Annotated in this window: 11 protein-coding genes and 1 pseudogene; 6 read left to right on the top strand and 6 right to left on the bottom strand. The window is 67.9% G+C overall.

What is annotated here, in order from left to right; all coding sequences use genetic code 11:
• The 5 genes and pseudogenes from NP4_RS34045 to NP4_RS34025 all read right to left on the bottom strand — a co-directional run.
• Positions 1 to 611, bottom strand: a pseudogene (locus NP4_RS34045) (ABC transporter ATP-binding protein); the annotation flags it as partial.
• On the bottom strand, positions 608 to 2,326 hold the full coding sequence (gene cydD / locus NP4_RS34040; RefSeq protein ID WP_068006692.1) for a thiol reductant ABC exporter subunit CydD: 1,719 nt from the start codon (positions 2,324 to 2,326) through the stop codon (positions 608 to 610). The gene cydD and the pseudogene NP4_RS34045, both read right to left, overlap by 4 nt.
• 2 nt (positions 2,327 to 2,328) lie before the next feature.
• Positions 2,329 to 3,399: a cytochrome d ubiquinol oxidase subunit II gene (gene cydB / locus NP4_RS34035; RefSeq protein ID WP_068006690.1), complete on the bottom strand. Its 1,071-nt coding sequence runs from the start codon at positions 3,397 to 3,399 to the stop codon at positions 2,329 to 2,331.
• Between the two features lie 11 nt (positions 3,400 to 3,410).
• Positions 3,411 to 4,859 (bottom strand): cytochrome ubiquinol oxidase subunit I, encoded by a 1,449-nt coding sequence (locus NP4_RS34030; RefSeq protein WP_068006688.1) that lies wholly within the window; start codon positions 4,857 to 4,859, stop codon positions 3,411 to 3,413.
• A 98-nt stretch (positions 4,860 to 4,957) separates the two neighbouring features.
• Positions 4,958 to 5,839 carry an aminodeoxychorismate lyase gene (locus tag NP4_RS34025; protein ID WP_068006686.1) on the bottom strand — a complete coding sequence of 294 codons (882 nt, stop codon included), beginning with the start codon at positions 5,837 to 5,839 and terminating at the stop codon, positions 4,958 to 4,960.
• A 239-nt stretch (positions 5,840 to 6,078) separates the two neighbouring features.
• Here NP4_RS34025 and ygfZ point away from each other — a divergent pair, with 239 nt between their 5' ends.
• The 4 genes from ygfZ (at position 6,079) to NP4_RS34005 (ending at position 9,245) form a co-directional block, all read left to right on the top strand.
• A complete protein-coding gene (gene ygfZ, locus NP4_RS34020; protein ID WP_068006683.1) occupies positions 6,079 to 7,194 on the top strand; it encodes a CAF17-like 4Fe-4S cluster assembly/insertion protein YgfZ in 1,116 nt (371 codons plus the stop codon).
• Positions 7,191 to 7,886 carry an MOSC domain-containing protein gene (locus tag NP4_RS34015; protein ID WP_068006681.1) on the top strand — a complete coding sequence of 232 codons (696 nt, stop codon included), beginning with the start codon at positions 7,191 to 7,193 and terminating at the stop codon, positions 7,884 to 7,886. The genes ygfZ and NP4_RS34015 overlap by 4 nt, the downstream gene beginning before the upstream one ends.
• Positions 7,883 to 8,845: an asparaginase gene (locus tag NP4_RS34010; RefSeq protein WP_068006679.1), complete on the top strand. Its 963-nt coding sequence runs from the start codon at positions 7,883 to 7,885 to the stop codon at positions 8,843 to 8,845. Before NP4_RS34015 ends, NP4_RS34010 begins: the two co-directional genes overlap by 4 nt.
• Positions 8,846 to 9,020: 175 nt before the next feature.
• A complete protein-coding gene (locus tag NP4_RS34005) occupies positions 9,021 to 9,245 on the top strand; it encodes a DUF3073 domain-containing protein (RefSeq protein WP_062514688.1) in 225 nt (74 codons plus the stop codon).
• Between the two features lie 289 nt (positions 9,246 to 9,534).
• Here the strand turns inward: NP4_RS34005 and purM are convergent, their stop codons facing one another.
• Positions 9,535 to 10,626, bottom strand: a complete 1,092-nt coding sequence (gene purM / locus NP4_RS34000; RefSeq protein WP_062514690.1) for a phosphoribosylformylglycinamidine cyclo-ligase — start codon at positions 10,624 to 10,626, stop codon at positions 9,535 to 9,537.
• A 225-nt stretch (positions 10,627 to 10,851) separates the two neighbouring features.
• Between purM and NP4_RS33995 the strand changes: the two genes are divergently transcribed.
• Both NP4_RS33995 and NP4_RS33990 read left to right on the top strand, forming a co-directional pair.
• Complete coding sequence (locus tag NP4_RS33995) at positions 10,852 to 11,718, top strand: alpha/beta fold hydrolase (protein WP_068006678.1); 867 nt, start codon at positions 10,852 to 10,854, stop codon at positions 11,716 to 11,718.
• Complete coding sequence (locus tag NP4_RS33990) at positions 11,705 to 12,340, top strand: TetR/AcrR family transcriptional regulator (protein ID WP_068006676.1); 636 nt, start codon at positions 11,705 to 11,707, stop codon at positions 12,338 to 12,340. Before NP4_RS33995 ends, NP4_RS33990 begins: the two co-directional genes overlap by 14 nt.
• The last annotated feature ends 219 nt before the right edge of the window (positions 12,341 to 12,559 follow it).

The following is a 12,559-nucleotide window of genomic DNA, read 5'->3' as shown; positions in this document are numbered from 1 at the left end:
CGATCGGCGCGCACCGCCAATTCGGCCTCCCGCGCCGCCCGCGCCGACAGCCACGGCGCGAAGATTCCGGCCACGGCCAACGCGACCGCGAGCACGCCCGCGGCCGCCGTGGACACCGCCGCCAGCGCCCCGACCGCGGCCACCGACAGCACCGCCGCCACCGCGATCGGCACCAGCGCCCGCACCACCACGGCCCCGAGATCGTCGATATCCCCGCCGATCCGAGTCAGCAGATCCCCGCGCCGCAACCGCGCGGAACCCGTTGCCGCCCTCGGCCTCCCGGTCCAGACATCGGCCACCGCCAAGGTCGCGTAGACGGTCGCCCGCGCATTGGTCATGGCCCGCAACGCCACATCGTGCGTGGCCAGCCGCTCGACATATCGAAACACCCCGCGCGAGATACCCAGCGCCCGAACCGCCACCACCGCCACACTCAAATCCAGCACCGGCGGCATCTGCCACGCCCGAGCGATCAACCAGGCCGCCAACCCCGCCAGCGCCAGCCCGCTCCCCAGCGCCACCACACCCCATCCGACGGACAATGCGACCCGCCGCCAGGACAATTCGAGCAGCCCCCACATCCGTCGCAGATCCCCGGCAACCGCGTTCATGCCACCGCCCCCACGCTCCGGTCGCCGACGGCACGGACCGGGACCACATGGTCGGCGATCGCGAGCAGGGTCGGGCGATGGGCGATGACGAGGACCGTCGCGCCCGCCCGGGCCCGGGTGGTCAGCGCGGTGAGGACGGTCGCCTCGGTGGCGTCGTCGAGATGAGCGGTCGGTTCGTCGAGCAGCAGGATGGGACGATCCGCCGCGAGGACCCTGGTCAGGGCCAGACGTTGGCGTTGACCGAGCGACAGCCCCAGACCCGCGGGACCCACCGTGGTATCCCACCCGTGCGGCAGGTCGGCCAGAACGGTATCGAATCCGGTTGCGGCGCAGGCGGCTTCGAGATCGGATATGACTCGGGCGGGACCGGACCCCACGGGTTCGGGATGCGCGCCGAACAGCTCGAGGTTTTCCCGTAGGGTGCCGGGGAGCAGGACCGGGCGCTGCGGAAGCCATGCGATGTGCCGCCACCACCATTCGGGATCGAGCTCGCCGATCGGCACGCCGTCCACGGTGACCGATCCGCTCTCCGGCGTCGCCAGCCCCAGAATCGCTTGCAGCGCCGTGGATTTCCCGCTGCCGTTCGGCCCGGTGAGCACCGTCACCGCGCCCGGCCGCACTATCGCCGACAGCCCGGCCGGAGCCAGACCGTCCCGCGCGGCCACATTCAGATCACGAATTTCGATGCGGCCCCGCAGATTCGACAGCTCACGCCCCTCGCCGCCAGGTCCGACCCGCTCGTCCTCTGGCTCCAGCACCGCGAAAGCCCGTTCCGCGGCGGCCATTCCGTCCTGCGCCGCGTGGAACCGCTCCCCCACCGCCCGCAGCGGCAGATACACCTCCGGAGCCAGAATCAGCCCGAGCAGCCCGGCATACAACCCCATATGCCCGAACACCAAACGCATTCCGATCGACACCGCCACCAGCGCCACACACAGCGTCGCGAGCATCTCCAGCACCATCGAGGACAGGAACGCCACCCGCAGCGTGGCCATGGTCCGCTTGTGCAGCGAATCCCCCAGCGCCCGAACCCGATCGCGCATACTGGGTCCGGATTCGGTCTCCCGCCCCAGCGCCCGCAGCGTCGGCATCCCGGCGAACAGATCCAGCAGCTGATCCGACAGCCGGGTGGTGGCGGCCAGTGTCGCGGCCGCGCGCCCCTGCGTCATGAGCCCGATCAGGATCATGAAGATCGGGATCAGCGGCAGCGTGACGAGAATGATCGCCCCGGCCGTCGGATCGTGCAGCGCGATGACGGCCAGCACGATCGGCGGTACCAGCGCCGCGAGCAGCAGTGCGGGCAGATAACCGGTCAGATACGCGCGCAGCCCGCTCAGCCCGCTGCCGACAATCACGGCCAATTCCGTTCGCCGCGAATCGAGTTCGCGCGGCGCGAGCCCGGCCCCGGCGGCCAGGACCGCACCCTCGAGCTCCGCCACCACCTGCGCGCCCGCGCGATGGGCGAGCCGGGCCTGCCACCAGGTGGCCACGGCCCGGATCGCGACCGCGGCCGCCAGCACCGCCAATTCCGCACCCCACGCACCGATCGTGCGCCGCTGCGGATCGGTGATCACCCCGGCCAGCACCCGCGCCAACGCCAGTGCCGCGATCACGATGCAGCCGGTGATCACCAGCGAAAGCCCCACGCTCACAACCAGATACCGGCGGGCCGAGCGGGCGTACCGCCACAGCCGCGGGTCGATCGGACGAGCCATGATCAGTTCCGAACCGACTCCGACGCCAGGAACGGCAACCCGATCGGCGCGGGAATCTGATCGACGGTGATGCGCTTGCGGAACACCCAGTAGGTCCAGCCCTGATACAGCAGCACGATCGGCGTCATCACCACCGCCACCCAGCTCATCACCACCAGCGTGTAGTGCGTGGACGAGGCGCTCACGGTCGTGTGCCCGTCCACCACGCGTCCGTCGACGGTGAGCCCGAAGGCCGCGTCCACGGTCGAGGGCAGTACATACGGGAACAGCGCGCCGAACAGCAGCGCGATCGCCGAGACCACCGTCAGCGCGGTTCCGGTGAACGCCCACCCGTCGCGGCCGCGGTACACCGCCGCGGCGGCCAGCGCGAGCCCGAACACCGCCAGCGCCAACAGGATCCAAGTCCAGCCCTTGCCGTAGGCCAGCTGGGTCCAGATGCCGAACGCCCCCACCACGACCGCGGTCGGAATCAGCACCGCCTTGGCGATCCGTTCGGCCGCGTCGCGGACCTCGCCGCCGGTCTTGAGCCCGATGAACACCGCCCCGTGCAATGCGAACAGCAGCGCGGTGGCCAGCGCGCCGAGCAGCGCGTAGGGCGTCAGCAGATCGAGCAGATTCCCGCCGATGTGCTTGCGCTCGTCCAGCTTCACCCCGTGCACGATATTGGCGAAGGCCAGCCCCCACGCGAGCGCGGGTACCCACGAGCCGAAGACGATCGCCGCGTCGCACCAGCGCCGCCAGCGGATTTCATTGATCTTGCCGCGGTATTCGATCGCCACCGCCCGCACGATCAGCGCCACCAGAATCAGCAGCAGCGCCAGATAGAACCCGGAGAACAGGCTGGCGTACCACTCCGGGAAGGCCGCGAACATCGCGCCGCCCGCGGTGATGACCCAGACCTCGTTACCGTCCCACACCGGTCCGATGGTGTTGAGTACGGCGCGCTTTCGGTTCTCGTCGCCGCGGCCGATGATCGGCATGAGCATGCCGACGCCGAAGTCGAAGCCCTCCAGCAGGAAGTATCCGGTGAACAGCACGCCGACCAGCAGGAACCAGAATTCGGGAAGACTCATTCTCGCACTCCTCAGTAGGCGAACGAAAGCTTTTCGACGGCAACGGATTCCGAGTCCGAGGACGCCTTCGGCGCCTCCTCCGGACCCGCGATCACATACCGGCGCATCAGGTAGAACCACACGACCGCCAGCGCCCCGTACAGCAGCGTGAACACGATCAGCGAGAACAGCACCTGCCCCGCGGTATTGCCGGATACGCCCTGCTGCACCGTCAGTCGGATGGTCGGATCACCGGTCGGATTGGGTGCGACCATCCAGGGCTGACGGCCCATCTCGGTGAACACCCAGCCCGCGCTGTTACCCAGGAACGGCGTCGGAATGGCCAGCAGACTCAGCCACGAGAACCACCGCGCGCCCGGCACCCGGCCGCGCCGGGTCACCCAGAAGCCGATCAGCGCGATCGCCGCCGAGCCGACCGCCCAGGTGATCATCGCGCGGAAGGTCCAGTAGGTGACGAACAGATTGGGTCGATAGTCGCCCGGACCGTACTTCTCGTTGTAGGCGGCCTGCAGATCCTTGACGCCCTCGAGCTTCACATCGCTGAACTTGCCCTCGGCCAGATACGACAGCACGCCGGGCACCTCGAGCACGTGGGTCACGCTGTCGCAGTTGTTGTGGGTGCCGACGGTCAGGACCGAGAACTTCGGGTCGACCTGGGTGTGGCACAGCGATTCCGCCGAGGCCATCTTCATCGGCTGCTGTTTGAACATCAGCTTGCCCTGCACGTCACCGGTCAGCGCCAGCGCGATACCCGAGACCACGATCACCCACATGCCCATCCGCCCGGCGGGCCGCCAGATCGTGCGCGCGAGATCGACATTGCCGCGCCGCACCTCGCGAACCATCCACCAGCCCGCGATACCGGCCACGAATGTGCCTGCGGTCAGGAAGGATCCGGCCACCACGTGCGGAAAGGCCGCCAGCGCCGTGTTATTGGTCAGCAGCTGCCAGATGCTGTGCAGTTCGGCGCGACCGGTCTGCGGGTTGAAGCTCGCCCCGACCGGATGCTGCATGAACGAGTTGGCCGCGATGATGAAGTACGCCGAGGCGTTCACACCGATCGCGACCATCCAGATCGTCGCCAGGTGAACGACTTTCGGCAGGCGCGACCAGCCGAAGATCCACAGCCCCAGGAACGTCGACTCCATGAAGAAGGCCACCAAGCCCTCCATCGCCAGCGGCGCGCCGAATACGTCGCCGACGAAGCGGGAGTACTCGCTCCAGTTCATCCCGAACTGGAACTCCTGCACGATTCCGGTCACCACGCCCAGGGCGAAGTTGATCATGAACAACTTGCCGAAGAATTTGGTCAGCCGGTACCACCGATCGTTGCCGGTGACCACCCACGCCGTCTGCAGGCCGGCGACCAACGGCGCGAGACCGATGGTGAGCGGCACGAAGATGAAGTGATAAACGGTGGTGATCCCGAATTGCCAACGCGATACGTCGACGACGTTCATCCGGCCCTCCTGCCGTACTACGACATGTCGTAGTAAAGGCTACGCCGTACGGACCGCCGGACAACGAGTCTTACGTCACGACACTCCGGGACTTCCGTTCACCCCTGTGCCCAGTCCGACATCTTCCACGGTCGCGAGACACCGCGGTCCACGAGTTCGACGATCTCCTCGGCGCAGTCGGGCGGGGACATCTTCAACCCGTCCAGCGAGGCCACCCGCGCCGCGAGCGTGACGCTGCCCAGCAACCAAACGCTGTCGGCGGTAATGAGATCGGCGGTGAAGAACGATTCGTAGCGACATTCCCAACCGGCCTTCTCGGCCTCGGCGAACAGCGAGCGCTGCGTGATGCCGGGTAAGACGCCGCTGCGGGCGGGCGGGGTCAGCAACTGCTTGTCGCGCTGGATGACCACCGATGAGCGTGGGCCCTCGAGAACGCGATGTTCGGTACTGGTGAACACGACATCGTCGGCGTCCATGCGGGCCGCGAACCGCAGGGCCGCCATATTGGTGGCATAGGAGAGGGTTTTCGCGCCCATCAGCAGCCAGGGCGCGTTCTGCGCGAGATCGACCGAAATCCCGCGCGTCAGCGTAATCACCGAAATACCTTCGGTACGTGCCTTGTTCACGCGTTCCGGAACCGGTGAGACCGAAACGAAGGCGGTGGTCTCCGAGTCCACGCCGTCGCGGCCGCGGGTCAGGATCAGCCGCAGCGCGCCCTCGCGATCGCCGCCCCATTCCTTGACCGCCGCCTCCACCGCGGTGCGCCAGCGCCCCGCATCGGGTTCGGGCAGGTCCAGCGCCTCGGCCGACCGCCGCAGCCGGGCCAGATGCAATTCGATCGCACAGGCCTTGCCGTCACGCACCAACACCGTTTCGAAGACGCCGTCACCGCGCAGCACGCCGATATCGTCCGCAGTAATCAACGGCTCGTCCGGATCCCGGACCACACCGTCGAGTGTCACCAGAACTCGATCCACCATGCGAAGGAGCCTAGGCGAACAGACCGTCGCGCGAGGGGGTACCGAACTGCCGGTATATAAACGTCCACCAAAGCCTGAGGTCCGCATTCCGAGTAGTGAAGCAATCCTAATAATGATCAAGGATTTGCGGTGATCCACATCACAATCGGTCTGTTATCAAGCGGCCGAGCAATCTCGCAGCAGTGGGCCGTACGGACCGCCCCGGACCGGCCGCCGGACATAGGACCTATTGTTGAGACGTGTCCGTGGTTTCTCCACCCAGCCCGTTGCTGATCGTTCCGGGGGCCGTGCCGGGTCCGCCCGACACCCCCGATGCCGCGGTGGCGTGGCATTACGGCGATCCCTTCGGCGAGCAGAAGGCCGCGGCCCAGCGCGCGGCGGTGATCGATCGATCGCATCGGTTCGTCGCCTCCATCACCGGTCGCGAACGCCTGAGCTGGCTGCACACCATCTCCAGTCAGCACATCGCCGAACTGGGCGACCGGCGTTCGGCGGAGAATCTGGATCTCGATCTCAACGGCCGGGTACTGCATCACTTCGTGCTCACCGATCTGGACGGCACGCTGTGGATCGATACCGAGGGTGAGCGCGGGGCCGATCTGGTGGATTTCCTGCGGAAGATGGTCTTCTGGGCCGACGCGAAACCGCAGCCGGAACCCGATTACGCGGTGCTGAGCCTGCTCGGGCCGAAGGTGACCGAATTGCGCGCGGCGCTCGGCATCGAGGAGCTGCCCGAGATCTACGCCGCGGTCCCGCTGCCCGGCGGCGGCTTCCTGCGCCGGATGCCCTGGCCCACAGCCGATTCCTTCGACCTGGTGATTCCGCGCGCCGAACTCGCGACCTGGTGGTCGCGGCTGACCGAGGCGGGCGCGGAACCGGCCGGGATGTGGGCCTTCGAGGCGCTGCGGGTGGCGGCGCTGCGGCCGCGCATCGGCGTCGACACCGACGATCGGACCATTCCGCACGAGGCCCGCTGGATCGGCGGGGTGAGCGAATTCGGCGCGGTACATCTGGACAAGGGCTGCTACCGCGGGCAGGAGACAGTCGCGCGCGTGCACAATCTGGGCAAACCGCCGCGACATCTGGTGCTGCTTCACCTGGACGGCTCCGCCGACGCCCGGCCGGTCACCGGCGATCCGGTCACCGCGGGCGGGCGCGCGATCGGGCGGCTCGGAACGATCGTGGATCACTACGAATGGGGTCCCATCGCGCTGGCGCTGGTGAAGCGGAACATCCCCGTCGACACCGCGCTCGAGGCCGGTCCGATGGCCGCGTCCATCGATCCCGATTCCGTCCCCGCCGACGACGCGCCCCAGGCGGGCCGCGCCGCGGTCGACCGGCTGCGCGGCCGATGAGGACGATCGGCGACACCGGCACGGTGCTCGCGGTCTGCGTGGTGCACGCCGAACTCGAACTGCCCGAGAAGGTCAGCCGGGTCGGGCGAACGGCCATCGATAAGCGTCCGGTGCCGAATCGGGTGCACGCCCGGGCGCTGGGGCTGGACGGCGATCACGTCTGTAACACCAAGGACCACGGCGGAATTCACCAGGCCGTCTACGCCTACGCAGACGAGGACGCGCGGCGCTGGGGCGCCGAGTTGGCGCGCGAGCTGCCCGCGGGCTGGTTCGGCGAGAATCTGCGCGTGGCCGGACTGCCCGTCAGCGATGCGGTGATCGGCGAGCGCTGGTCGATCGGCGAGGCCCTGTTCGAGGTGAGCGCGCCCCGCGTGCCGTGCGCCACCTTCGGACATTGGAGCGGTGAGCAGCGCTGGGTCAAACGCTTCACGCTGCGCGCGGATACCGGGGCCTATCTGCGGGTGCTGACCGAGGGCGCGCTCGGCGCGGGCGACGCGGTGCGGGTCGAACACATCCCCGATCACGGCGTGACCGTGCGCGATCTGTTCACCGGCGCCGATCCGGACCGGCTGGCGCTGCTGCTGGCCGCGGAGCCGACGGTCTCCGACGACATTCGTATGCAGGTGGATCGGCATCTGCGCCGACAACAGGGAAGGACCGAGGTGACCGACGGGAGCGAGGCGCGCGCATGAGTGTGGATCTGGTGGAGGTGGTGCGGTCCGGATTCCGCGAATGCGTGCACCGGGGTTCGGTGGTCGTCATCGGCTCCGACGGTGAGCCGACGCTCGCGCTGGGCGAGGTGCATCTGCCGATCTTCCCGCGTTCGACCAATAAGCCGATGCAGGCGATCGCCTTGCTGCGCAACGGTTTCGAGCCCGTCGACGACGCGGAGCTGGCGATCTCCACCGCCTCGCACTGGGGTGAGCCCGACCACGTCGCGCTCGTGCGGCGGCTGCTCGACCGGTTCGGTCACACCGAGGATCAGCTCGAATGCCCTCCCGACCTGCCGGTCGACGAGCGCGCCCGGGCCGAGGCGCTGGCCGGCCGCGACCGGGCGCGGGCCGCCCGCCGGATCTATATGAACTGCTCGGGCAAACATGCCGCCATGCTCGCCACCTGTGCGGTCAACGGCTGGCCGACCCGGGGATATCTGGACGCGAGCCATCCGCTGCAGCAGGCGGTGACCGCGACCGTCGTCGACATCACCGGCGAACCGGAAACCGATCTGGGCATCGACGGCTGTGGCCTGCCGATCGTGCCCGTCTCGCTGGTGAATCTGGCCCGTGCCTACGCGGGGTTCGCCACGGCCGCACCCGAATCCCCCGAACGCCGGGTCGCCGACGCGATCCGGGCCCATCCGCGAGTGATTTCGGGCACGGACGCGCCCGACCTGCTGACCATGGGCGCGACCCCCGGCCTGGTCTGCAAGATCGGCGCCGACGGCGTGCACGTGGGCGCGCTACCCGACGGCCGGGCCTTCGCCTACAAGATCGATGACGGCCACGATCGCGCGCGAATGCCCCTGACCCAGGCGATTCTCCAGCGGATGGGAGTCGAATGGACCGATGTGCACGCGGAATTGGCGGCCCCCGCGGTACTGGGCGGCGGCGCCAGAGTGGGTGTGATCCGGGCGATTCCGGGGGTGCTCTGAGTTCGGCCCCGCAGAGGCGACAACCGGGCAAACTCGGCCAGTTCCCGAGTCAACACCCACTCCTGGAAGCGCGACCGCCGGACACACGCTAAAGTGTCTGTCAGGAAGAGTATTAATTCGAACGGGGCCGCCAAACCACCCCAGGCCGCCCCGCAGTCACGCGAGGGGGTCAGCCATGGGCCGTGGCCGGGCTAAGGCAAAGCAGACCAAGGTCGCCCGCGATCTCAAGTACAGCTCGCCGTCGACCGACTTCGCGAGCCTTCAGCGCGAGCTGTCGGGACACTCCCGCGAGCCGGGACACTCCCGCGACTCGTCGCGGAGTGGTGTGCTTTCCGATGAGGACGACACGTCGTCGCGTTGGGAAGACGACGACAAGAGCTACGACGACTGGCGCCGCTGACTCGCATCGACGTGTGAAGGGGGAGGCCGGAGGAGGCCTCCCCCTTCACACGTCGATTTGACGTCCGGCCCCATCATCGGCAGTACCGCTGTCGACTGAAGGCCCGCGCACACCGATCCGACTTCGGTCGGGGGACATCGGTGTGATCAGCCGTATCGTCGCCGCGCCGGAATAGTCACGAAAGTGTCGTTCCGGCAGTGGAATCGGCCCGATCGGGCCCCATCAACGACAACGCCTCCGGCGCGCAGGCCGCAAACCTGCCGCGCCGGAGGCGAACTCGTCGCTACGCCTAGAAGCGCGGGTGCTCACCCAGCAGCACGGCGCGGTCGGCCTCGGCGTCCCGGGACTTCTTGACCGTGCCCAGCGTCCAGCATTCGATATGGCGGGCCGTCAGCACGGCCAGGGCGCGGTCGGCGTCCTCCGGGGCGACCACTGCCACCATGCCGACGCCCATATTGAAGGTCTTCTCCATCTCGACCCGCTCCACGCGGCCGCGCTGGGCGATCATCTTGAACACCGGCGCCGGATTCCAGGTACCCCGGTCGAGTTCGGCGACGAGGCCCGCGGGCAGCACCCGTGCCAGATTGGCGGCCAGGCCGCCGCCGGTGACATGGGCGAAGGTCCGCACATCGGTCTCGGCGACCAGCGCCAGACAGTCCTTGGCGTAGATGCGGGTGGGTTCGAGCAGTTCCTCGCCGAGCGTGCGGCCGAACTCCTCGACATGGCCCGCCAGCGACATCCGGTCGATCTCCAGCAACACCTTTCGCGCCAGGCTGTAGCCGTTGGAGTGCAGACCCGAGGAGCCCATCGCGATCACCACGTCGCCCGGGCGCACCCGCTCGGGTCCGAGGACAGCATCGGCCTCCACCACGCCGACCCCGGTCGCGGAGATGTCGTAGTCGTCGTTGCCCATCAGGCCGGGATGTTCGGCCGTCTCGCCGCCGAGCAGTGCACAACCCGCCTGGACGCAGCCCTCGGCGATACCGGAGACGATCTGGGCGACCCGCTCGGGCACGACCTTGCCCACGGCGATGTAATCCTGCAGGAACAGCGGTTCGGCGCCGCAGACCACCAGATCGTCGACGACCATGGCCACCAGATCCAGGCCGACCGTGTCATGCTTGTCCATCGCCTGCGCGACCGCGATCTTGGTGCCGACCCCGTCGGTCGAGGCGGCAAGCAGCGGTTCGCGATAGCCACCCTTGAGCGCGAACAGTCCGGCGAAACCGCCGAGCCCGCCCTGCACCTCGGGGCGGCTGGCCTTGCGCGCCAGCGGCGCGAACAGCTCGACCGCGCGGTCGCCGGCCTCGATATCCACGCCGGCCGCGGCGTACGAGGCGCCACCAACCGGGCTGTCCACACTCGGGGTCTGCTCAGTCATTTTCGGGGAAAGCTCCAAACCGAATCGGCGGATAGATGCCTGATCACGCTACCGGAGACGGATAACGAGACTGCACCGGTATGGGCTGTCGTTCAGATGGACCTTCACTACGACCGGGCATCGGTGTCGAGTCCCGGCGACATCTCCACCCGTGGAACGATTGACATACATTCCGTATGTATGTGACTGTGACTGAGAAGTCGTCCCACTCTTTCGGAGGCAAATATGGGAATCAGCAGCGCACTCGGCCCGGCCAAGCAGGTGGATCTGCCGGGCGGGCGCATCAACTATCACGAGACCGGTTCCGGCGCGCCGGTGGTATTCGTCCACGGTCTGTTGGTCAACGCCGATCTGTGGCGCAAGGTGGCGCCCGGAATCGCGGCGGCCGGACATCGCTGCATCACCCCGGACTGGCCGTTCGGCGCGCATTCGATTCCGGTGCCGGACGCCGATCTCAGCCCGATCGGCGCGGCGGATCTGATCGCGGATTTCCTGTCCCGGTTGGATCTGCGCGATGTCACGCTGGTGGCCAACGACACCGGCGGTGCGATCACGCAGATCCTGTTGACCCGCAATCGGTCCCGGATCGGTCGCGTGGTGTTCACCAACTGCGATGCCTACGACGAGTTCTTCCCGCAGCCATTCAAGCCGCTGCCGCGTCTGGCGGCCATTCCCGGTCTACTGCGGGCCGGACTCGAATTGGCGCGTTTCCGGCCCGCACAGCGGCTTCCGATCGCCTTCGGAATGGTGACCAAGCGGACCCTGCCGCCCGAGATCGCGGATTCCTATCTGCTGCCGAGTCGGCGGTCGGCGGAGATCCGGGCCGATCTGTTGCGGTTCGTGCGCGGAGTGCACAAGCGCTACACCCTCGCGGCCGCCGAACGGTTCGGCGACCTCGATCTGCCCGTGCTGCTCGCCTGGGCGGTCGAGGACCGGGCGTTCAAGGTGTCCTTCGCCGAACGGCTGGCCGGTGATCTGCCCGATGCGACGCTGAAATTGATCGACGATTCGTACACCTTCGTCTCCGAGGATCAGCCGGAGTTGCTCACCGAGTTGATCGTGGAGTTCACTCGGCTGCATGCCGCGACGTAGTCAGGAGGATCGTTCCCGCGCCACCCGCGCCGCACTCGAACAAGCCGGACGCCGACTGTTCGGCGAGCGCGGGTACGCGAGCGTCTCGGCCGAGGAGATTGTCGCCTCGGCCGGGGTCACCCGCGGCGCTCTGCATCATCACTACGGCGACAAACGCGGATTGTTCCTGGCCGTACTAGAACAGCTGGAAACCGATAACGCCGCCGAAATCACCCGCGCCATAGAGCAATTGCCCGATCCGGGCGACCTACTCACCGCCATGGCCGTGGGCCTGCGCACCTTCCTCGAACAGTGCCGCCGCGAGGAAACCGTCCGCATCGCCATGTCCGACGCGCTGACAGTCCTCGGCTGGCAGGGCTGGCGCGACCTGGAACGCCGCTACGGCCTCGGCCTGATCACCGACATGCTGAACCGCGCGACCGAAGCGGGCCTGGTAACCCCGGCCCCAACAGAAGTCCTGGCCCAACTCATCCTCAGCGCGGTCACCGAAGCCGGCATGATCATCGCCCACGCCGAAAACCCCGAATCCGCCCAGCAACAAGCCGAACAAAGCATGCTCCTACTGATCGGCGGCATCCTCCGCACGCCAGCCCTCGACTCCCCCAACCCCACTCCCGCTTAACCCAGCCTTCTCCCGATACCCCCGCATTCTCCCGATCCGCCCGTCTTTTCCCAGTTCCCCTGGCCACACTCCCCATTTCTCCCTGGCCGCACTCCCACTCCCCTCGGCACTCCGACTCCCCCTGGCCGCACTCCGACTCCCCCTGGCCGCACTCCCACTTCCCCCTGGCCGCACTCCCACTTCCCCCTGGCCACACTCCCCACTCCCCCCGGCCACACT

The sequence above is a fragment of the Nocardia pseudobrasiliensis NBRC 108224 genome, from assembly GCF_001613105.1.
GTDB lineage: Bacteria > Actinomycetota > Actinomycetes > Mycobacteriales > Mycobacteriaceae > Nocardia > Nocardia pseudobrasiliensis.
Note: the sequence above shows the minus strand (reverse complement) of the source record. Positions and strands in the feature narration are given on the sequence as shown.

Bases quoted from the DNA above. Each gene is read 5' to 3' on its own strand.
- purM (WP_062514690.1), bottom strand. From the start codon at position 10,626: ATGACTGAGCAGACCCCGAGTGTGGACAGCCCGGTTGGTGGCGCCTCG.
- NP4_RS34015 (WP_068006681.1), top strand. From the start codon at position 7,191: ATGAGGACGATCGGCGACACCGGCACGGTGCTCGCGGTCTGCGTGGTG.
- NP4_RS34010 (WP_068006679.1), top strand. From the start codon at position 7,883: ATGAGTGTGGATCTGGTGGAGGTGGTGCGGTCCGGATTCCGCGAATGC.
- NP4_RS33995 (WP_068006678.1), top strand. From the start codon at position 10,852: ATGGGAATCAGCAGCGCACTCGGCCCGGCCAAGCAGGTGGATCTGCCG.
- NP4_RS34005 (WP_062514688.1), top strand. From the start codon at position 9,021: ATGGGCCGTGGCCGGGCTAAGGCAAAGCAGACCAAGGTCGCCCGCGAT.
- NP4_RS33990 (WP_068006676.1), top strand. From the start codon at position 11,705: ATGCCGCGACGTAGTCAGGAGGATCGTTCCCGCGCCACCCGCGCCGCA.
- cydB (WP_068006690.1), bottom strand. From the start codon at position 3,399: ATGAGTCTTCCCGAATTCTGGTTCCTGCTGGTCGGCGTGCTGTTCACC.
- NP4_RS34025 (WP_068006686.1), bottom strand. From the start codon at position 5,839: ATGGTGGATCGAGTTCTGGTGACACTCGACGGTGTGGTCCGGGATCCG.
- cydD (WP_068006692.1), bottom strand. From the start codon at position 2,326: ATGGCTCGTCCGATCGACCCGCGGCTGTGGCGGTACGCCCGCTCGGCC.
- NP4_RS34030 (WP_068006688.1), bottom strand. From the start codon at position 4,859: ATGAACGTCGTCGACGTATCGCGTTGGCAATTCGGGATCACCACCGTT.